This is a genomic window from Celeribacter marinus, assembly GCF_965656515.1.
Taxonomy (GTDB): Bacteria; Pseudomonadota; Alphaproteobacteria; order Rhodobacterales; family Rhodobacteraceae; genus Celeribacter; species Celeribacter marinus_D.
In genome coordinates, this window is record NZ_CBFHKW010000009.1 from 19,699 (window position 1) to 40,135 (window position 20,437).

The window sequence follows — 20,437 nt, forward strand, 5'->3', positions numbered from 1 at the left end:
GAGAATAGAGCGACAATGAACGTGCACACAGGACCCCAGACTATGCCAAAAACTTTTACTCGTGATCCCGATTGGTGGCGTGGCGCTGTGATCTATCAGATCTATCCGCGCTCTTTCCAAGACAGCAATGGCGATGGCATCGGCGATCTGTTGGGCATCGTTCAACGCCTGCCGTACATCGCGTCCTTGGGCGTCGATGCGATCTGGATTTCGCCGTTCTTTACCTCGCCGATGAAAGATTTCGGCTATGACGTGTCGGATTACTGCGATGTTGATCCGATGTTCGGCTCGCTTGCCGATTTCGACGCGGTGATCGAAACGGCGCATCAATACGGCGTCAAGGTGATGATCGATCTGGTGCTCTCGCACACCTCGGATCAACACCCGTGGTTCAAGGAAAGCCGTGCGTCCCATGACAACGCCAAATCCAATTGGTACGTTTGGGCCGATGCTAAACAAGACGGAACACCACCCAACAACTGGCTGTCGATCTTTGGCGGGTCTGCATGGCAATGGGATGCGGGGCGGATGCAGTATTTTCTACACAACTTCCTGACTTCGCAACCCGATCTGAACTTTCACGAACCCCAGGTCCAAGAGGCGCTTTTGGACGTGAGCCGCTTTTGGTTGGAGCGCGGTGTGGACGGGTTCCGCCTTGATACCATCAACTTTTACACCCATGATGCCGCGCTACGCGATAATCCAGGATTGCCCGCCGAAGCGCGGTCGTCAAAAACGGCTCCCGCCGTCAATCCCTACAACTGGCAAGAGCACCTTTACGACAAATCGCGTCCCGAGAACCTAGAGTTCTTGCGCAAATTGCGCGCGGTGATGGAGCCGTATAATGCAGCCGCTGTTGGCGAAGTGGGTGACGAGCAACGTGGTTTGGAGATCATGGGCGAATACACCGCCGGTAAGGATCTCATGCACATGTGCTATGCGTTCGAACTGCTGTCCGGCGACACGCCCGATGCCGCCTATATCAAAGAGGTGATGGACAGTGTCGACGCCGTGGCCGCAGACGGGTGGGCGTGTTGGGCCTATTCCAACCACGATGTGCAACGCCACGTGTCGCGATGGAATTTGACTCCTGCGGCGGCGCGAGCCTTTACAACGCTGATGATGTGTCTGCGTGGATCGGCCTGTATCTATCAGGGTGAGGAACTTGGCTTGCCAGAGGCGGAGATCGCCTTTGACGACCTACAAGACCCTTACGGCATCCAATTCTGGCCTGAATTCAAGGGGCGCGACGGCTGTCGCACGCCGATGGTGTGGGAAAAATCCAACCACAATGGCGGGTTTTCGGCGGCGACCAAGACATGGTTGCCCGTGCCGTCCGAGCACGTGAATATGTCGGTTAATGCCGCAGAGGATGATCCGACATCGCTCGTGCATCATTACCGCCGTGCCATTGCGTTCCGTCATACTCACGCAGCACTCAAGGTCGGCACCCAAGAGGGTATGCGGGTTGAGGACGGCTGTTTGGTCTTTACACGGCAACAGGGTGATGAGGAGCTGTTTTGCGCCTTTAACCTGACCGATAGCCCCGCAACGATCGAGACACCCGCAGGCAAATGGCATGCGGTCGGCGGCGAACTGAACTCCGCTTCTCCAATGGAAGACGGTAAAATTCATCTTGGGCCTTGGCAGCCCTGCATCATGCTGCGTGAGCATGGGTGATCTGGGAGGAAAACACCAATGGCTGAGCTAAAACTGACAGATGTGGCAAAGATCTACGGCGGTAAGATCGAGGTTCTCAAAGACATCAATCTTGACATCAAGACGGGCGAGTTGATCGTTTTTGTCGGACCGTCTGGGTGTGGCAAATCGACATTGTTGCGTATGATTGCGGGCCTCGAAAAGATTTCGAGTGGGACGTTGGAGATTGACGGGCTGCGCGTCAACGATGTGCCGCCCGCACAGCGCGGCATTGCGATGGTGTTCCAATCCTACGCGCTCTATCCGCATATGACCGTGCGCGAAAACATGTCCTTTGCGCTTAAAATCGCCAAAAAGCCTCAGGCAGATATCGACGCGGCTGTGGCCAAGGCCGCCAAGATCCTGCAGCTGGAGGACTACCTTGACCGTCTGCCCAAGGCCTTGTCGGGTGGGCAACGTCAACGTGTGGCCATCGGTCGCTCGATTGTGCGCGATCCCAAGGTCTATTTGTTCGACGAGCCGCTCTCCAACCTTGATGCCGCTCTACGTGTGGCGACCCGTTTGGAGATCGCGCAACTCAAGGAAAGCATGCCCGAGAGCACGATGATCTATGTGACGCATGATCAGGTCGAGGCGATGACCTTGGCCGATAAAATCGTGGTTCTGGCCAACAAAGGCATCGCCCAAGTGGGCAGCCCGCTTGAGCTATACGAGACCCCAGACAACGAATTCGTGGCGCAGTTTATCGGCTCTCCCGCGATGAATCTTCTGTCCGGCGAGATCATCGAGACGGGCGCACAGACCAAAGTCAAACTTGACGGCGAGGGCATCGCGGTATCGAACGTGCCTACGCAGGCCTCCGACATGGGGCGGCGCGTCAATGTCGGTGTGCGCCCCGAGGATTTGACCTTGGTCGAGGCGGGTGGTTTGGGTATCATCAACGGCGAGGTCAATATGACCGAGGCGCTTGGCGAAGTGACCTTGCTCTACTTTGTGCCAGAACGTGACAACGATCCTCTGATTGCCAAATTACCCGGCATTCATCAGGGGTTGCGCGGCACGACCGTCAATCTCACCGCTGATCCGTCCAAGGTGCATTTGTTCGCCAATGGCCTGTCGATGCGCGCCAAGGCGTAATATCCGCAGGGATTTATTCGAAAATCGGGGGCCACGGCCCCCTTTTTTATGGGGTGCGCTCAGAGGGTCGAACACCGCGACAAAGGGGCACGTGCCTGAGGGTGTTCGTGCCGTGCGCGGCGTGATATTCATGGGGCTCAATATGACAAAGGCGCATTCCATGTCTGACACGTCCTCACCTAAAAAACCCTATTTCCCACCGCCACCGCCGCTCAATGCCTCGCCAAAGGGGCTATGGCGCGCGACACCACCCGCGATCTTTCCACCGATGCTGGGCTTGCTCGGTATGGGGTTGGCATGGCGTCAGGCAGGCGTTGCACTCAATGCGCCTGCGTGGATTGGCGAGCTGATCCTCGGCGCTGTGTCGTTGCTCTATGTTTTCGGGGTGATTGCCTACAAAGCCAAGGCGGTGCGCCGTCTGTCAGTTGTCGCCGATGATGTGCGTATTTTACCCGGACGGGCGGGGCTTTCGGCGGGGACGGGCGCGGGGATGCTTCTTGCTGCGGCCCTTGTGCCATTTTCAATTCCCTTGGCCAAAGTCGTACTTGTGGCCTCGTTAATGGGTCATGGGATCATTGCCGCGTTGATTATTCGCTCATTCATCATCGGACCGCCTGAACAGCGCCGTGTGACACCCGTGTGGCATCTAAGCTTTGTCGGGTTCATCATTGGCGGTGTTGCGGCACCTGCGGTGGGTTGGCCCGATTTGGCAAGTCTGTTGTTGGCGACAACCCTGCCCATTGCCGCAGCTATTTGGTTGATTTCTGCGCTGCAATTTACAAAGGCAGATGTACCACCGCCGCTGCGTCCGCTGTTGGCCATTCACCTCGCACCCGTTGCGTTGTTCGGGATCGTTGCTGCGGGACTTGGTCATGGCGGCATGGCAGTTGCTTTTGGGTATCTGGGCGTGACCGTTATGGCCGTGATGCTGCTCAGTGCGCGCTATTTCACCAAGGGAGATTTTACCGCTTTGTGGGGCGCGTTTACCTTTCCTATGGCGGCGTTTGCCAACCTGATGTTTGCTGCGGCAAAGTTTCAACAGACGCCCTTTGCCATCATCGGCGGGCTTGAACTGGTGGGCGCGACGCTCGCCATTTCGGTTATTGCGTTCAAAATCATGCAAATCTGGGCGCGCGGAAAACTGTCCAAAGCGACCAATGCCGCAACGATCTAAAGCCGTCTTTAGCTGTGTGTAGGCCTATGGCGCCGCATCTCGAAACGGGGTGCGGCGCTAAATTTTGAGGGCGGGGGAGCAAAAGCCGCATCAGACCCTTCCCAAACGGCAAGATCCATGAAATAGGGACATGCCAAACCGTATCACCCCAAGGAGAAGTTGGATGGAGATTCGCGAGGCTCTCACCTTTGACGACGTATTGCTGGTTCCGGGGGCATCATCTGTGCTGCCGTCGACTGCTGACACGTCTACGTTCGTGACAAAATCAATCAAATTGAACATCCCGTTGCTGTCCTCAGCTATGGATACCGTGACCGAAGCGCGTATGGCGATTGCCATGGCGCAGATGGGCGGAATGGGTGTGATCCACAAGAACCTCAACGTGGTGGATCAATCCAACGAAGTGCGCCGCGTCAAACGGTTCGAAAGCGGGATCGTGTATAACCCGATCACGTTGACCGCGGATCAGACCATTGCCGATGCCCGCGCCTTGGCGGTGCAGTACAACTTTACGGGCTTTCCCGTGATCGACGGCTCTGGCCGCGTTGTGGGCATCGTGACCAACCGCGATATGCGCTTTGCCACCTCCGAGGACACGCCCGTGTCTCAGGTGATGACGTCCAACAACCTTGCGATCCTGAACGAACCTGCGGACCGCGATGAAGCGATTTCGCTGATGAAAGCGCGCCGGATCGAAAAGCTGCTGATCACCGATGGTGCGGGCAAGTTGACGGGTCTCTTGACCCTCAAAGACACAGAGACGGCCGTTTTGAACCCCTCTGCGTGCAAAGACGATCTTGGCCGTCTTCGTGTCGCTGCGGCGACCTCTGTGGGCGACAGTGGCTTTGAACGGTCTGCCGCCTTGGTCGATGCGGGCGTCGATGTGATCGTGATCGATACGGCGCACGGGCATTCGTCGGGCGTGATTGATGCCGTTGCGCGCGCCAAGAAAGAGTTTGGCGACACGGTACAAATCATTGCGGGCAACATTGCCACGGGTGAGGCGGCCAAGGCGCTTATCGGTGCTGGTGCGGACGCGATCAAAGTGGGCATTGGCCCGGGGTCGATCTGTACCACACGCATGGTTGCCGGTGTCGGCGTGCCACAGCTCACCGCGATTATGGACTGTGCCGCAGCTGCGGGTGACGTGCCGGTGATTGCGGATGGCGGGATCAAGTTCTCGGGCGATTTCGCAAAAGCGATTGCAGCGGGGGCCTCTGTGGCCATGGTCGGCTCGATGATTGCGGGCACGGATGAAAGCCCCGGTGAGGTTATTCTTTACCAAGGGCGCTCGTACAAATCCTACCGTGGTATGGGCTCGCTTGGCGCTATGGCGCGCGGCTCTGCGGATCGCTATTTCCAAAAAGATGCGGCCTCGGATAAACTCGTGCCCGAGGGCATCGAGGGCCAAGTGCCGTACAAAGGGACGGTCGGCACGGTGTTGCACCAAATGGTCGGCGGTTTGCGCGCGGCCATGGGATATACAGGTAATGCAACTGTGGCAGAGATGCGCAAAGGGTGTAACTTCGTCAAAATCACCGGTGCAGGTCTGAAAGAAAGCCACGTCCATGACGTGCAGATCACCCGCGAAAGCCCGAATTACCGCGTGGGCTAAAGCCGTGTGACCATGTAGAAATCTCAACGGGGGCGTCAGGCCCCCGTTGCGTTTTGTCCTCCCATAAGGGTTACGTTGCCAATGACACCGACCGCACGCCTCTCCGCCGCCATCGAATTGCTGGACACAATCTTGTCCGGTGTGAATGCCGAACGGGCCTTGACCAATTGGGCGCGGGGCAATCGGTATGCGGGCTCAAAAGATCGACGCGCGATCCGTGACTACGTCTTTGATGCGGTGCGGTGTTTGCGCTCTTACGCATGGCTTGGGGGCGCGGGCGAGGCGATACCCACGGGCCGCCAAGTGATGATCGGCGCGCTTAGAGCGTCAGGTGTCGATCTGGACACATTGTTCACAGGCGAGCGGTTTTCACCCGAGCCGTTGACGGATGCAGAGCGCGATGTCGTCACGTTGGATGCGGCCACGCGCGGTGTGCGCCTTGATACGCCCGACTGGTTACTGCCAAAGTTCGACGCGGCATTGGGCGCGGATGCGGATGCTATTTTGGCCATCGGGCGCGAGCGCAGCCCCGTCTTTTTGCGCGTTAATCGCCGCAAGGCCACATTAGGTCACGCGATTGAGATGTTGGCCGAGGATAACATTACCGCCAAACCCCACGCGTTGAGCGACTGCGCTCTGATCGTAACGGAGGGCGCGCGAATGGTCGCGCGCGCGCAAGCCTATCTCACCGGTGCCGTCGAAGTGCAGGACGCAGGGTCACAAGCGGTTATCAACGCCTTGCCTGTCCAAGACGGTCAACGCGTTTTGGATTATTGCGCTGGCGGCGGTGGCAAGGCGTTGGCCTTGGCATGCAAGGCCGATGTGGCCGTGACCGCCCATGATATCGACCCCACACGGATGCAAGATATTGCTCCGCGTGCGTCCCGCGCCGGCGTCACGATCTCCACCGCGCGCGCGGCGCAACTCGAGGACAGCTACGATTTGATCGTGGCGGATGTGCCCTGTTCAGGATCTGGATCGTGGTCACGTGCCCCGCAAGCGAAATGGGCGCTCACCCCAGAGCGACTTGCCGAATTGACTGAGCTTCAGGCGCAAATCCTCAACGAGATTGCCCCACGCGTGGCCAAGGGCGGTGTGCTTGGCTACATCACTTGTTCGCTGTTCGACGTTGAAAATAGCGAACAGATCACGGGCTTTATCGCGCGCCACCCCGCGTTTAAGGTTGAGACATCGCGTCTGATCACGCCCATCGAGGGCGCGGACGGGTTTTTCGTCTGCGTGCTGCGCCATACGGGCTAAGCGTCTGATCCGCGCCACAAAACAACTTTACCGATAGTGATGTGTTTATTACAATGGTTACGGGCGTTTAAGCGCTCGGACCAATTGGGGCGCGCACTCAAAGCGTGCGAACATCTCATTGCCAAAACGGCGAGAAGGATCTTTTGTGAACGCAGCAAATATGAGTGTCGGGCCGCTTGGGCGTCTGGGTCACCGTCTCGCACCTCTTGCCGTATGGTTTTTTCTCGCGGGTCTGGCCCTGATCGGGGCCGCATTTTTGGTCACCAATGCACGCTTGGGCTTGTTGCTTTTCGTCTGCGGGGCGGCGCTATTCTGGTCCGTGTTGATCTTGCGGGTGTTGATTGCGCGAGAGCGGCGCAAGCGCCTCTTGTTTCACGCAACAATCGCCACATTTGTCGCCCATGATGCCGCCCCGTCCTTTACCACCGATGCAGACGGAACCATTGATTATCAAAACAAATCCGCAGTGAGCCGGTTTGGGGCCTGTGACGGACACTCCATTATTGCCACCGTCGAAGGGTTGTTTGCCGCTCCGTCTGCCACCCTCGCGCGTTTGCAAAACCAAGCCCACGCCAATGGCGCGGCTTTTGAAGATGTGGCCACCCGCACCGGTCATATGCGACTGTCGGTGCATTTGGTCGGCGAGGGCGGGGACTGCTTTTTATGGCGTCTGGAGGATTTGACAGAGCGCGGCGAGGCGGGTGTTGGCGGTGAGGCGGTCTCGCTTCCGATGCTTGTGCTGTCACCCAAGGGCAAGTTGTTGTTCACCAATGCGGCGTTGCACCGTTTGATCGGCCGCCGCCCGACCTCTCTTGACCGGATTGTCACCGACTTGCCGTTGCGCAGTGGTGATTTGCATTTGCTCTCGGGACACAGCGCGCCCGTGAGTGCGCGGGTGGTCACGTACGACAGCCCGACAGGACGCCAAGAAGTCTATTTCCTGCCTGAGTTGACCCCGCAACTGGGGGCATGGACGGATTTTGATACCTTGCCCGTGGCCTTGCTCAAGGTCAGTGCTGATGGATCCATTTTAGAAAGCAACCGCGCGGCGCGTGATTTGCTTGCGATGCCCGCGGATCCGCGCGCGCTAAATCTCGGCGCGGTTGTCGAGGGGTTGGGGCGTTCGGTGGCGGAATGGGCGGGGGATGTCGCACAGGGACGATTGCATAAGCCCGAGTTCGTGCGCGCGTCATTGCCCGAGAAAGACACGTTCCTGCAAATTTCCCTGACCCGCGTCGAAGGGGCAGATGGCGAAATCGAATTGGTGTCTGTGTTGACGGATGCGACCCAACTCAAAGCCCTCGAAGCGCAGTTTGTCCAAAGCCAGAAAATGCAGGCTATCGGTCAATTGGCGGGCGGTGTGGCGCATGATTTCAACAACCTGCTTACGGCTATTTCGGGCCACTGCGATTTGTTGTTGCTGCGCCACGACAGTTCGGACCCTGAATACGGCGATCTGGTTCAAATCCATCAAAACGCGAACCGTGCGGCGGCACTCGTCGGGCAATTGCTCGCGTTCTCGCGCAAACAAACCCTCAAACCCGAAGTGATCAACCTGCGCGATACGCTGTCTGATCTGACGCATTTGCTCAACCGTCTGGTGGGCGAAAAAATCACGCTCGCCGTGTCACATGATGATGATCTACGCCCCATTCGCGTGGACAAACGTCAGTTGGAGCAGGTGATTATGAACCTCGTTGTCAACGCGCGCGATGCGATGTCGACGGGCGGTCAGATCGCGATTGAATCGCGCAATATGAAGTTCAACGAAGCGGTGATAAAGGGGCGGGCAACTGTGCCCGCAGGCGACTACGTGGTGATATCGGTGGCCGATCAGGGACGCGGTATCCCTAAAGAGCAATTGCAGCAAATTTTCGAGCCGTTTTTCACCACCAAACGCACGGGCGAGGGCACGGGGCTTGGCCTATCGACAGCTTACGGGATCATCAAGCAAACCGGTGGCTTTATCTTTGTCGATAGTGCGGTCGGGATCGGCACAAAGTTTTCGATCTATCTGCCCACCCATGCCGCAACTGCCGATGAGGTGGTCGTGGCGGCTGTGACGACGCCCAAGCGCGTGGTTGAGCGCGGCGAGGGGGTCGTGCTTTTGGTGGAGGATGAGGCTCCCGTGCGCGCGTTCGCTGCGCGTGCGCTCAAATTGCGCGGCTATACCGTCATCGAGGCTGACTGTGCAGAGGAAGCGTTGGAGCATTTGCAAGACGAGGCCCTACATGTCGATCTGTTCTTGTCCGATGTGATCATGCCCGGCATGGATGGCCCGACATGGGTGACGCAGGCGCGTGAGGCGCGCCCGCATGTTAAAGTGATCTTTATGTCGGGCTATGCCGAGGATCATTTCTCGGATCAACAGGCGCAGATTCCCCATTCGGTGTTCTTGCAAAAACCGTTTTCATTGTCGGAATTGACCGAAGTTGTGCAAGCGCAGTTCGAGGTGTGATTTTTATTTCGCTGTGTTTTGAGACATTACGGGACGGTACATGTCACCAAAGCGCCGTACGCAGTTTGTTTTATTTCAATACCTTGCACGGCGTTCCTCCCACTCGCTTTACGGGGAATGCGGCGTATAAATCCGCGTAGAGAATGCATTAACCAGTTTGTGCGACTGCTAGGGAGATCAGTTTTTGGTTGAAATGTTCTCTTTTTGATCTCATAAGGATTTTAGAGAACAAGACAGGAACATAACTTGTCCTTGCGTGCGCCACGGTCCATCGAGTTTCCGTTGCCGCCCCAAGACGGGTGTGAAATAAGGGTAGAGATCAATGGCTAAAGCGGCGGCAGCAGAGATGAGCAAAAACGACAGCAACAAGCAAAAGGCACTCGATAGCGCGCTTGCGCAAATCGAGCGTCAGTTTGGCAAAGGGTCGATCATGAAATTGGGCGCGGATAATCCCGCCCAAGAGATCGAATCGACCTCCACCGGCTCTCTTGGCCTTGATATCGCGCTTGGCATTGGTGGTATCCCCAAGGGGCGGATCATTGAAATTTACGGGCCGGAGTCGTCGGGTAAAACCACGCTCACCCTGCACTGTGTGGCCGAAGAACAGAAAAAAGGTGGCGTATGCGCCTTTGTCGATGCCGAACACGCGCTTGATCCGATCTATGCCCGCAAATTGGGGGTCGACCTTGACGAGTTGCTGATTTCGCAGCCCGATACAGGGGAGCAAGCCCTCGAAATCGTCGACACCTTGGTGCGCTCGGGCGCGGTGTCATTGGTTGTGGTCGACTCTGTTGCAGCTTTGACGCCCAAATCCGAGTTAGAGGGCGACATGGGCGACAGCTCCGTGGGTGTTCAGGCACGCCTGATGTCGCAAGCGATGCGCAAACTCACCGGCTCGATCAACCGTTCCAAATGCACAGTTATTTTCATCAACCAAATCCGGATGAAAATCGGCGTCATGTTCGGTTCGCCCGAAACAACAACGGGCGGTAACGCGTTGAAGTTTTACGCCTCTGTGCGCCTAGACATTCGTCGCATCGGTCAAATCAAAGACCGCGATGAGGTCGTCGGCTCCGAGACCCGCGTGAAAGTCGTCAAAAACAAAGTGGCACCACCGTTCAAACAGGTCGAATTCGACATCATGTACGGTGAGGGCATTTCGAAAACCGGTGAGCTTCTTGATCTTGGGGTTAAGGCGGGCGTGGTCGACAAGGCCGGCTCATGGTTCTCTTATGGGGATGAACGCATCGGGCAGGGGCGTGAAAACGCCAAGCGGTTCTTGAAAGAGAACTCCCGCTTTGCTCTTGAGATCGAAGATAAAATTCGCGCATCCCACGGGCTTGAATTCGATCTCGCTGAAGAGTTCGCAGCTATTGAAGAGACCACAGATGTGGTTGAGGGCGACGAGGCGGAATAAACGCGGCGCGTTGCAGATAAAAACAATCGAAAAAGGGTCGGAACCATCGTGTTTCGGCCCTTTTGCATGGCGCGAGTGATGGACAGGCTGGGAAAGGGACGATACACCCGAAGGACCGCAATTCCAGCCCAAAAACAAGAGCCCCGACATGCCAAGCGTCAACGACATCCGGTCCACCTTTCTGAACTATTTTGACACCAACGGCCATAAGGTCGTGGACAGCTCATCGCTTGTCCCGCGCAACGATCCCACCTTGATGTTTACGAACTCGGGCATGGTTCAGTTCAAGAACTGTTTCACAGGGTTGGAGAAACGTGACTATGTGCGGGCGACATCGGCCCAAAAATGTGTGCGCGCAGGGGGCAAACACAATGACCTCGACAATGTCGGCTACACCGCGCGCCACCACACATTCTTTGAAATGCTCGGCAACTTTTCGTTCGGTGACTATTTCAAAGACGATGCTATCCGGTTTGCATGGGAATTGATCACCGGCGAATTCGCCATCCCAAAAGACAAACTCTACGTCACCGTCTACCACACCGATGACGAAGCCTTTGACATTTGGAAAAAGGTTGGCGTGCCCGAAGACCGCATTATCCGCATCGCCACCTCTGACAATTTTTGGCAGATGGGCGACACGGGGCCGTGCGGTCCGTGCACCGAGATTTTTTACGATCACGGCGACCACATCTGGGGCGGCCCTCCCGGCTCCCCCGACGAGGATGGCGACCGCTTCATCGAGATCTGGAACGTGGTGTTCATGCAAAATGAACGCTTTGCGGACGGGTCGATGACCAATCTCGATATGCAATCTATCGATACGGGCATGGGGCTAGAGCGGATCGCGGCGTTGTTACAAGGCTCGCACGACAACTATGACACCGACCTGATGAAAGCGCTGATCGAGGCGTCTGCGCATGCCACGTCCGTCGATCCGTTTGGCGACAAAAACGTGCATCACCGTGTGATCGCCGACCACTTGCGCTCGACATCGTTCCTGATTGCCGATGGCGTTATGCCGTCTAATGAGGGGCGCGGCTACGTGTTGCGCCGCATTATGCGCCGCGCCATGCGTCACGCGCATCTGCTTGGGGCGAAAGATCCGATCATGCATAGCCTTGTGCCGGAATTGGTGCGTCAAATGGGCGATGCTTATCCCGAATTGCGTCAGGGCCAAGCCATGATCGAGGAGACGCTCCGCCTTGAGGAAACCCGTTTCAAACAGACACTTGAGCGTGGCTTGAAATTGCTCGATGACGAGTTGGACAGTTTGGGTGAGGGTGAAAAACTTGCGGGTGCCGCCGCGTTTAAACTCTACGACACGTTTGGATTCCCCCTTGATTTAACGCAAGACGCGTTGCGTGAAAAAGGCCGTGAGGTCGACACGGACGGGTTTGATAGCGCCATGGCTGAGCAAAAAGCCAAGGCGCGCGCGGCATGGGCTGGGTCGGGTGAAACTGCGGATGCAACCGTTTGGTACGACGTCGCCGAAGACAAAGGCGTGACCGAGTTCTTAGGCTACGAGACCGAAAAGGCCGAGGGCGAGATCGTCGCACTCGTAAAAGACGGCGCACGGGTCCAGACCGCAAAGGCGGGCGATACGGTGCAAATCGTCGTCAACCAGACGCCATTTTATGGCGAAAGCGGTGGACAGGTTGGCGACATGGGCGTGATCCGTGTCGACGACAATGTTGCAAAAGTCACAGACACCAAAAAGGTCGCGGGTGTGTTTATTCACATCGCTGAGGTTGTTTCGGGGGCCATCAACGTGGGTGAACCGGCTGTGCTTGAGGTCGATCACACGCGCCGCTCTGCCATTCGGGCCAACCATTCGGCCACGCACCTGTTGCATGAGGCGCTTCGCGTCACGCTTGGCGATCATGTGGCGCAACGCGGATCGCTCAATTCGCCCGATCGTTTGCGGTTCGATTTCTCCCATGGAAAGGCTTTGAGCGCTGCGGAACTGGCCGCTGTTGAGGCTGATGTGAACGCGTTTATCCGTCAAAACACGCCGGTTGAGACCCGCCTTATGACCCCTGATGATGCGCGCGCGATTGGCGCTCAGGCATTGTTTGGCGAGAAATACGGCGACGAAGTACGCGTTGTCTCTATGGGACGCGCGGATACTGGCAAAGGGGCGGATGGTAAAACCTATTCGCTCGAGCTATGTGGCGGCACGCATGTTGCGCGCACGGGCGACATCGGTGTCTGTGTTATCACGGGCGACAGTGCATCGTCTGCGGGCGTGCGCCGAATTGAGGCGCTGACCGGACAGGCGGCGATTGAGTATATGGCACAAGCCGCCGGTCGCGCTGATGCGGTTGCAGCCGTGCTAAAGGCCCCTGTGGGCGAAGTTGTCGACCGTGTCAAAGCGCTATCTGAGGAGCGCAAAAAGCTCGAGCAAGAGGTCGCGAACCTGCGCCAACAGATCGCCATGAGCGGCGGCGCATCCGGTGGCGCGGTTGAGGCCATCACGGTGAACGGCATAGCGTTCCTCGCCCAAGCGTTGGACGGTGTATCTGGCAAAGACCTACGTGGTTTGATCGATGCGCACAAAAACAACCTTGGCTCCGGTGTGATTCTTTTGATCGCGGATGATGATGGTAAGGTCGCGGTGGCCTGTGGCGTAACCGATGATTTGACGCAGACCGTGTCAGCCGTTGACGTGCTCAAAGCGGCAGTTGCCGAAGTGGGCGGCAAGGGCGGCGGTGGTCGCGCGGATATGGCCCAAGGGGGCGGCAAGGATTTTGCCGGTGCTCAGGCCGCAATTGCGGCCGCTGAGGCCGTGCTGAAGGGATAACAAACCTATGGCGTTTTATGTGATCGCTCATACGGATGTCGTAGACTTTGTGACCTATCGCACCTATGCGCAACGTGCCGAGGAGATATTGCTTGCGTATGGCGGCCGTGTTCTTGTGAAGGGCGCGGTGGGTCAATACGCTCAGGGCAAGGGGCCGAAATTTCACTCGGTTTTGGTATTTCCAGACAAGGCAGCGGCGGATGCCTGCTACATGTGTGATGAATATCAAGAAATTTTGCCCCTTTCCATGCGCTCTGCAACCCGAGACGTGGTGATGGTCGAGGGTGAGGATCTTCCTGAACTCTTTGGAGCGGCTGGCGCATAGCACTCTACATTGTGATTGCAAACGGGTTGTGAAGTGGCCCGACATGACACTGCCGCACACGGCGAAAAGGAGACCTGATATGGCTGCGCTTTGGATTACACATGTGTCTGTGACGCATGAGGACGAGTATGCAAAATATGCCAAACTGGCAGGACCGGCGATTGCCAAACATGGGGGCACATTCATCGCGCGTGGCGCGCGTCACGTCCAACTTGAGGGCAAAGACCGCCCGCGCAATGTTGTCATCCGCTTTGAGAGTGTCGAGGCGGCTGTGGCCTGTTACGAAAGCCCTGAATACCAAGAGGCGCTTTCCTTTGCCAAGGACAGCTCCGAGCGTGAATTGGTTGTGGTTGAGATAACCGAATAAGGTCATCGCCTAACAGGCCCGTGTGGCCACATTCGTCCACATTATCTAAGTAGACTATACGGCATATGAAAAGGCGGCCCCCGATGTGGGAGCCGCCTTTTGTCATTCTAGTGTGGCGCTGCTTATTGCGCGGAGCGCGCGTGACGCTTGCGCTCGTGCGGGTCGAGGTAGCGTTTGCGCAAGCGGATCGCGTTTGGTGTCACTTCGACCAATTCGTCATCATCGATATAAGCAATCGCTTGCTCCAAGGTCAGCGTCACAGGTGTCGTCAGGCGCACCGCGTCATCTGTACCAGAGGCGCGCACGTTGGTGAGCTGTTTGCCTTTGAGCGGGTTCACCTCGAGATCGTTTTCACGGGTGTGCTCGCCGATGACCATGCCTTGATAGACATCTTCCTGCGCACCGATAAAGAAGTGACCGCGATCCTCGAGTTTCCACAAAGCGTAAGATACGGCTTTGCCGGCATCCATGGAGATCAAAACGCCCTGACGGCGGCCGGGAATGTGACCTTTATGTGGGGCCCATTCATGGAACACGCGGTTGAGAACGCCCGTGCCGCGCGTATCGGTGAGGAACTCACCGTGGTAGCCGATGAGACCGCGCGAAGGGACGTTGGCAATGATGCGTGTCTTGCCGTTTTGTTGTTTCATTTCTGTCATTTCGCCCTTGCGGGTTCCTGTCAGCTTTTCGATCACGGCACCCGAGTATTCGTCATCTACGTCGATTGTGACTTCCTCGATCGGCTCCATTTTCACGCCGTCGATTTCGCGGATCAGAACCTGTGGGCGGGAGATCGAAAGCTCGAACCCTTCGCGGCGCATGTTCTCGATGAGCACGCCCATCTGCAATTCGCCGCGACCGGCAACTTCAAACGCTTCACCGCCGGGGGTGTCTGTGACTTTGATCGCCACGTTCACTTCGGCTTCTTTCATCAGGCGGTCACGGATGACGCGCGACTGAACTTTTTTGCCGTCACGACCTGCAAGCGGGCTGTCGTTGATGCCAAACGTTACGGTAATCGTTGGCGGATCAATGGGTTGTGCTTCGAGCGGGGTGTCAATCTCGAGGGCGCATAGCGTGTCAGACACTGTCGCCTTGGACATGCCTGCAACCGATACGATGTCGCCCGCGATGGCCTCAGAGATGTCTTGCATTGCCAAGCCGCGGAAGGCCTGGATTTTCTTAACCTGAAACTGCTCGATCTTTTGGCCGTTGCGGGTCAGAGCCTGAATGGTCGCGCCAGTTTTGAGCGTCCCTGTTTCAACACGGCCCGTAAGCAAACGACCCAAGAACGGATCGGCGCCAAGTGTGGTTGCGAGCATTGTGAACGGCTCGTTTTGCTTTTTGAGCTGCTTTGGCGCAGGCACGTGGTTCAGCACAAGGTTGAACAACGCATCGAGATCTTTGCGCGGGCCGTTCAGTTCGGTGTCACACCACCCGTTACGGCCAGAGGCGTAGAGGTGTGGGAAATCAAGCTGATCTTCGTCGGCGTCGAGCGAGGCGAACAGATCAAAACATTCGTCGAGCGCACGGTCAGGCTCGGCATCGGGTTTGTCGACTTTGTTGAGCACAACAATAGGGCGCAGGCCAAGAGCGAGTGCTTTGGATGTCACAAATTTGGTTTGTGGCATCGGGCCTTCTGCGGCATCGACCAAGAGGACAACACCGTCAACCATGGACAAAATGCGCTCCACTTCGCCGCCAAAGTCGGCGTGACCAGGCGTATCAACGATGTTGATGCGATGGCCTTTGTATTCAACCGATGTGGCTTTGGCGAGGATGGTGATTCCGCGCTCACGCTCCAGATCGTTGCTGTCCATAGCCCGCTCAGTGGTGGCTTGGTTGGCACGGTAGGTGCCCGATTGTTTGAGAAGCTCGTCCACAAGCGTCGTTTTGCCGTGGTCAACGTGAGCGATGATAGCGATATTGCGAAGATCCATTAGGTTTATATCCGTGCGTTCGGGGCACGCAGCGCTGCGTGCGTTACTCGTTTGGGAGGGCCGTAACGCTTAGCGGGGCAAAAGGCCAGCACAAAAGGCCGATCTGCTGCCGTGTCGCGTTTTGTCGCGCTCAGTGGCCTGCGGTTTTGGAAAAAAGTTGGATCACGATGACGCCGCCAACGATCATGCTCATGCCGATAGCTGCGGCAAAATCGAGTTTCTGGCCCATGGCGACATATCCGACCAAAGATATAAATACGATACCCAGTCCCGACCACACGGCATACGCGATACCTACGGGGAGTGTTTTAAGGGTGATCGAGAGAAAGTAGAATGCCAAGCCGTAGGACACAACCAAGATGACAACAGGCACGAGTTTTGTGAACTGGTGTGAGGCGGCCATGGCCGTTGTGCCGATGACTTCAAAGACGATAGCAAGAACGAGAAAGATATATTGCATGTGGCGCCCTGTACAGGATCGTTTGGGTGTCGGGGGCTACATCGCGATGTAGCGGTCGCGGCGGTGGTTTATGGCGATGACGAGGTTGAGGATTACAGCGCCCAAAAGGGAATAGGCGACCAGTGAGAGCGGCAAAAGCAAGCTTGCCACACCAAACAAGATGACGTCAAAACCCAGTTGGACATAGCCCGCTTTGAGTTTGGTTGCGTCTTGCAGGTAGAGCGCCAAAATGCCGATACCACCAAGTGATCCACCGTGGCGAAAGATGGCCATGAGGCCCGCGCCCTGTAGAAACCCGATCATCACCGCGCCAAAGACGGGGTTAACCCGTTCGAAGGAGATGAGGTGTGGGAACAGTTCGGAAAACCCTGATATCAGCGCCACACAGGCAAAGGTTTTGAGGACGAATTTCATCCCCATACGTTTGTAGCCAAACCAATAGAACGGCAGGTTGACCGCAAAGAACACCCAGCCAAAAGAGGCCTTTAGGACGTAAGAGATCAACAGGGCGAGGCCCGCCGTTTGGCCCGTGATGAATCCCAGATCGCGCAGCATCACCACGGCAAAGGCGCACATGGCGGTGCCATAGACAAAGGCTTGGGCATCTTCGAACACGGTGTGATGGGCGGTTTTTTGATCAGGTGTTTGCATGACCGCCTTGGATACCCAAACGGCGCAAAATGCAAGGGGGCGTTAGGATGTGATGTAGCGGTCGCGGCGGTGGTTGAACGCAATTACCCCGTTGAGGATCAAGGCGCCCAAGAGCGAATAGAGCACGCGCTCGGGGGCAAAGAGGAAAAAAGCGACGCTAAACAAAATCGCGTCAAAGCCGAGTTGGACAAATCCTGCGCGGATGCCAAAGCGGTCTTGGGCATAAAGTGCGACCACGCCCAGACCGCCAAGTGATCCTTTGTGGCGAAAGGTACCAAGTAGGCCGTAGCCCGTGAGTACGCCAAAGGCCACGATGCCAAACAGCGGGTTGAGGTGTGCAAACTGCATCCAGTTCGGGACGACCTCCATCAAGATCGAGAGGATCGTCACGCAACAGATTGATTTCAATGTGAACTCACGCCCCATTTGCACCCATGCAAGGGCATAGAACGGGATGTTGATCAGCCAGAACACCCACGAAAACGACCATTCGGTGAGGTAGGAAATCACCAGTGCCAAGCCCGCAGTCTGTCCCGTGATAAAGCCAAGCTGCGTGATAAAGCTCAACCCTATGGCGGTGGTCACGAGGCTGATCGAGAACCCTTGCAGGTCTTCGAGTGCGGTGTGTTTGGGCGGGTCTACGGGGAGGGGTATGGGTGAGGGCATAGCGCCACTTTAGGGCAGCAATGTTGACCTGTCTAGCGATCCCTGCGCCTATGACGTGAGGTTTTGGTGTCAGAGGCGCAGGGTTTTGGAATTCGGCGTTTACGACAGCACGAGCGATAGCCCAAGTACAGCACTTGCGGCCCCTAGAAAGCGCGGGGCAAGGGGATGAGCGCGAGCCATGAATTGCGCCATGACAATGCCGAGGGCGTGCAGGGCTGCGGTGACGATGATGAAGCCGATCCCGAAGGTCAGCGCCTGCGCATCGCCAAGCTCAGCCCCGTGGGCATGGCCGTGGAACAGTCCGAAAAACGCCGCCACAGCAATGCCGATCCACGCGGCGGGGCGCAGCGCGAGGAGCACCACAGTCCCGAACACGATGGAGGAGGCAAGGATCATTGGCTCGACCAAAGGCAGAGGTGCGCCAAAGCCCGCCGCGATATAGCCAAGGGTCATCGCGCCGACAAATCCCGCAGGCACCGCCCAAATGCCGCGCCCGCCGATTTGTAGCGCCCAGACGCCAACGGCAAGCATGGCAATAACGTGGTCCAATCCGAATAACGGATGGGACGCCCCCGCAAGGAACGATCCGTGTTCGTTTGCGGGCAGGTGCGCCAAGGCGGGGGATGCGCTAAGCGCAAGTGTAACGAATAAAATAGAAAAACGCGTGTATGTCATATCTTTGGTGTTCCTGAATTTAGGTCAACGGACGCTCCGGATTGGATCGCATCATGTTGAGTATAGCCGTTAAAATCTTTGCAATTCAACACCAAAGGCCACCCGTTTCTGGGTGGCCTTTGGTCTGTTTTGTGTCGGTCTGGCTATATTGCGGCCAATCTAGCCCACCAGCGCCTTATTCAGGTTTTGATCGATCTTCTCCAAAAAGCCCATCGTTGTCAGCCATCCCTGATCGGGGCCGACAAGCAAGGCGAGGTCCTTGGTCATGTGACCGCTTTCGACCGTATCGACGATCACCTGTTCGAGCGTGGTGGCAAAGCGCATCAATTGTTCGTTGCTGTCCAGTTTGGCGCGGTGTTTCAACCCGCCCGTCCAAGCGTAGATCGACGCGATGGAGTTGGTCGATGTGGCTTCGCCCGCTTGGTGTTGGCGGTAGTGGCGCGTCACGGTGCCGTGGGCCGCTTCGGCCTCGACGATTTTGCCATCAGGCGTCAACAGTTGCGAGGTCATCATGCCCAAGCTGCCAAATCCCTGTGCCACGGTGTCGGATTGCACGTCACCGTCATAGTTTTTGCACGCCCACACAAAGCCGCCCGACCATTTGAGCGCACAGGCGACCATATCGTCGATCAAGCGGTGTTCGTACCAGATGCCTGCATCTTTGTATTTCTGTGCAAACTCAGCTTCATAGACCTCTTCAAAGATGTCTTTGAAGCGACCGTCATAGGCCTTGAGGATGGTGTTTTTGGTCGACAGGTAGACGGGCCACCCGAGGTTGAGACCATACATCAGCGACGAGCGCGCAAAGTCGTAGATCGACGCGTCAAGGTTGTACATCGCCTGATAGACACCGGCGGAGGGCGCATCGAACACTTCGCGTTCAATAATCGTCCCGTCCGCGCCCTCGAATTTCATCGTCAGTTTGCCCGCAGAGGGGAATGTGAAATCGGAGGCTTTATATTGGTCGCCGTAGGCATGTCGGCCCACAACAATCGGTTTGGTCCATCCGGGTACAAGGCGCGGCACGTTTTTACAGATGATCGGTTGGCGAAAAATCGTCCCGCCGATGATGTTGCGGATTGTGCCATTGGGCGAGCGCCACATCTGTTTGAGGTTGAATTCCTCAACGCGGGCCTCGTCGGGGGTGATGGTCGCACATTTGACGGCCACACCGACCTCTTTGGTCTTTTCGGCCGCATCAATGGTGATCTGGTCGTTCGTCTCGTCGCGCGACTCAATGCCGAGATCATAATACAGCAGGTCGAGGTTGAGATAGGGCAGGATCAGTTTGTCTTTGATGAACGCCCACATGATGCGGGTCATCTCGTCGCCGTCCATTTCGACGATCGGGTTCTCTACCTTGATCTTTGTCATCGGGTGCGCTCCTTAAGGATAGGCAGTGTCTATCTATTGAGTGTGTCTATACTGTAAACGCGAACGAGGGGGAAGGGGCTGTATACAGTTGTATACCAGATTGTCGCTCGAACGGTGCATCGCCTTATCCGCCCGCGACGAGTAATCCGACACCATAGGCCACACCTGCACATATTCCCCCGACCGCAATCGTCTCGCCCATGCACCGCGTAAGGCCTGCACGTGTCGCGACATGACGCAACACCCCAAGAAGGCCAAGCGCGCTGAATGTCGCCACGATCGCCGCGGGCGTCTGTGTCTCAACGGGCAACCCGAGCAAATAGGGTAGGAGCGGAATGGCCCCGAACACCACAAACGACACAAAGGTCACAAGGGCGCGCGGCCAAAGCGGCCCTTGGCCCGGATCCTCAATGCCATCGACTTGGCTCAGGGTCAGCTCGGCCATCAGCTCGGGCG

General features: G+C 56.8%; 17 protein-coding genes. 10 read left to right on the forward strand and 7 right to left on the reverse strand.

What is annotated here, in order from left to right; translation table 11 throughout:
• The first annotated feature begins 42 nt into the window (after positions 1 to 42).
• From ACTG34_RS03585 to ACTG34_RS03630, 10 genes are all read left to right on the forward strand, one after another.
• Positions 43 to 1,680: an alpha-amylase family glycosyl hydrolase gene (locus ACTG34_RS03585; RefSeq protein ID WP_439103645.1), complete on the forward strand. Its 1,638-nt coding sequence runs from the start codon at positions 43 to 45 to the stop codon at positions 1,678 to 1,680.
• A gap of 18 nt (positions 1,681 to 1,698) precedes the next feature.
• Entirely contained in the window at positions 1,699 to 2,796 is a 1,098-nt protein-coding gene (locus ACTG34_RS03590) for an ABC transporter ATP-binding protein (RefSeq protein ID WP_439103646.1), read from the forward strand.
• A 160-nt stretch (positions 2,797 to 2,956) separates the two neighbouring features.
• Positions 2,957 to 3,970, forward strand: a complete 1,014-nt coding sequence (locus tag ACTG34_RS03595) for a tellurium resistance protein (RefSeq protein ID WP_439103647.1) — start codon at positions 2,957 to 2,959, stop codon at positions 3,968 to 3,970.
• A gap of 163 nt (positions 3,971 to 4,133) precedes the next feature.
• Entirely contained in the window at positions 4,134 to 5,585 is a 1,452-nt protein-coding gene (gene guaB / locus ACTG34_RS03600; protein ID WP_439103648.1) for an IMP dehydrogenase, read from the forward strand.
• An 81-nt stretch (positions 5,586 to 5,666) separates the two neighbouring features.
• Positions 5,667 to 6,845, forward strand: coding sequence for an RsmB/NOP family class I SAM-dependent RNA methyltransferase (locus ACTG34_RS03605; RefSeq protein WP_439103649.1), 1,179 nt, complete (start codon positions 5,667 to 5,669; stop codon positions 6,843 to 6,845).
• 160 nt (positions 6,846 to 7,005) lie between these two features.
• On the forward strand, positions 7,006 to 9,303 hold the full coding sequence (locus ACTG34_RS03610) for an ATP-binding protein (RefSeq protein ID WP_439103684.1): 2,298 nt from the start codon (positions 7,006 to 7,008) through the stop codon (positions 9,301 to 9,303).
• A 322-nt stretch (positions 9,304 to 9,625) separates the two neighbouring features.
• Complete coding sequence (recA, locus tag ACTG34_RS03615) at positions 9,626 to 10,720, forward strand: recombinase RecA (RefSeq protein ID WP_062215652.1); 1,095 nt, start codon at positions 9,626 to 9,628, stop codon at positions 10,718 to 10,720.
• 148 nt (positions 10,721 to 10,868) lie between these two features.
• The gene (alaS, locus tag ACTG34_RS03620; RefSeq protein ID WP_439103650.1) at positions 10,869 to 13,523 is read left to right on the forward strand and encodes an alanine--tRNA ligase; all 2,655 of its coding nucleotides are present in this window, start codon (positions 10,869 to 10,871) and stop codon (positions 13,521 to 13,523) included.
• A 7-nt stretch (positions 13,524 to 13,530) separates the two neighbouring features.
• Positions 13,531 to 13,848: a DUF1330 domain-containing protein gene (locus tag ACTG34_RS03625; RefSeq protein ID WP_439103651.1), complete on the forward strand. Its 318-nt coding sequence runs from the start codon at positions 13,531 to 13,533 to the stop codon at positions 13,846 to 13,848.
• A 79-nt stretch (positions 13,849 to 13,927) separates the two neighbouring features.
• Positions 13,928 to 14,215, forward strand: a complete 288-nt coding sequence (locus tag ACTG34_RS03630; RefSeq protein ID WP_439103652.1) for a DUF1330 domain-containing protein — start codon at positions 13,928 to 13,930, stop codon at positions 14,213 to 14,215.
• Between the two features lie 122 nt (positions 14,216 to 14,337).
• Here ACTG34_RS03630 and typA read toward each other — a convergent pair whose 3' ends face one another.
• The 7 genes from typA to ACTG34_RS03665 form a co-directional block, all read right to left on the reverse strand.
• The gene (typA, locus tag ACTG34_RS03635; protein WP_062215642.1) at positions 14,338 to 16,155 is read right to left on the reverse strand and encodes a translational GTPase TypA; all 1,818 of its coding nucleotides are present in this window, start codon (positions 16,153 to 16,155) and stop codon (positions 14,338 to 14,340) included.
• A gap of 130 nt (positions 16,156 to 16,285) precedes the next feature.
• A complete protein-coding gene (locus ACTG34_RS03640) occupies positions 16,286 to 16,615 on the reverse strand; it encodes a DMT family transporter (RefSeq protein WP_439103653.1) in 330 nt (109 codons plus the stop codon).
• A 36-nt stretch (positions 16,616 to 16,651) separates the two neighbouring features.
• On the reverse strand, positions 16,652 to 17,266 hold the full coding sequence (locus tag ACTG34_RS03645) for a YitT family protein (protein WP_439103654.1): 615 nt from the start codon (positions 17,264 to 17,266) through the stop codon (positions 16,652 to 16,654).
• Positions 17,267 to 17,308: 42 nt separating this feature from the next.
• Complete coding sequence (locus ACTG34_RS03650; RefSeq protein WP_439103655.1) at positions 17,309 to 17,932, reverse strand: YitT family protein; 624 nt, start codon at positions 17,930 to 17,932, stop codon at positions 17,309 to 17,311.
• 99 nt (positions 17,933 to 18,031) lie between these two features.
• Complete coding sequence (locus tag ACTG34_RS03655; protein ID WP_439103656.1) at positions 18,032 to 18,607, reverse strand: HupE/UreJ family protein; 576 nt, start codon at positions 18,605 to 18,607, stop codon at positions 18,032 to 18,034.
• 159 nt (positions 18,608 to 18,766) lie between these two features.
• The gene (locus ACTG34_RS03660; protein ID WP_439103657.1) at positions 18,767 to 19,981 is read right to left on the reverse strand and encodes an NADP-dependent isocitrate dehydrogenase; all 1,215 of its coding nucleotides are present in this window, start codon (positions 19,979 to 19,981) and stop codon (positions 18,767 to 18,769) included.
• A gap of 124 nt (positions 19,982 to 20,105) precedes the next feature.
• On the reverse strand, positions 20,106 to 20,437 hold a 332-nt coding region (locus ACTG34_RS03665; protein ID WP_439103658.1), incomplete at its 5' end, for a VIT1/CCC1 transporter family protein.

What these genes read in the sequence shown, in the direction of transcription:
- ACTG34_RS03585 (WP_439103645.1), top strand. Translation starts at nt 43, where the DNA reads ATGCCAAAAACTTTTACTCGTGATCCCGATTGGTGGCGTGGCGCTGTG.
- ACTG34_RS03590 (WP_439103646.1), top strand. Translation starts at nt 1,699, where the DNA reads ATGGCTGAGCTAAAACTGACAGATGTGGCAAAGATCTACGGCGGTAAG.
- ACTG34_RS03595 (WP_439103647.1), top strand. Translation starts at nt 2,957, where the DNA reads ATGTCTGACACGTCCTCACCTAAAAAACCCTATTTCCCACCGCCACCG.
- guaB (WP_439103648.1), top strand. Translation starts at nt 4,134, where the DNA reads ATGGAGATTCGCGAGGCTCTCACCTTTGACGACGTATTGCTGGTTCCG.
- ACTG34_RS03605 (WP_439103649.1), top strand. Translation starts at nt 5,667, where the DNA reads ATGACACCGACCGCACGCCTCTCCGCCGCCATCGAATTGCTGGACACA.
- ACTG34_RS03610 (WP_439103684.1), top strand. Translation starts at nt 7,006, where the DNA reads ATGAGTGTCGGGCCGCTTGGGCGTCTGGGTCACCGTCTCGCACCTCTT.
- recA (WP_062215652.1), top strand. Translation starts at nt 9,626, where the DNA reads ATGGCTAAAGCGGCGGCAGCAGAGATGAGCAAAAACGACAGCAACAAG.
- alaS (WP_439103650.1), top strand. Translation starts at nt 10,869, where the DNA reads ATGCCAAGCGTCAACGACATCCGGTCCACCTTTCTGAACTATTTTGAC.
- ACTG34_RS03625 (WP_439103651.1), top strand. Translation starts at nt 13,531, where the DNA reads ATGGCGTTTTATGTGATCGCTCATACGGATGTCGTAGACTTTGTGACC.
- ACTG34_RS03630 (WP_439103652.1), top strand. Translation starts at nt 13,928, where the DNA reads ATGGCTGCGCTTTGGATTACACATGTGTCTGTGACGCATGAGGACGAG.
- typA (WP_062215642.1), bottom strand. Translation starts at nt 16,155, where the DNA reads ATGGATCTTCGCAATATCGCTATCATCGCTCACGTTGACCACGGCAAA.
- ACTG34_RS03640 (WP_439103653.1), bottom strand. Translation starts at nt 16,615, where the DNA reads ATGCAATATATCTTTCTCGTTCTTGCTATCGTCTTTGAAGTCATCGGC.
- ACTG34_RS03645 (WP_439103654.1), bottom strand. Translation starts at nt 17,266, where the DNA reads ATGCAAACACCTGATCAAAAAACCGCCCATCACACCGTGTTCGAAGAT.
- ACTG34_RS03650 (WP_439103655.1), bottom strand. Translation starts at nt 17,932, where the DNA reads ATGCCCTCACCCATACCCCTCCCCGTAGACCCGCCCAAACACACCGCA.
- ACTG34_RS03655 (WP_439103656.1), bottom strand. Translation starts at nt 18,607, where the DNA reads ATGACATACACGCGTTTTTCTATTTTATTCGTTACACTTGCGCTTAGC.
- ACTG34_RS03660 (WP_439103657.1), bottom strand. Translation starts at nt 19,981, where the DNA reads ATGACAAAGATCAAGGTAGAGAACCCGATCGTCGAAATGGACGGCGAC.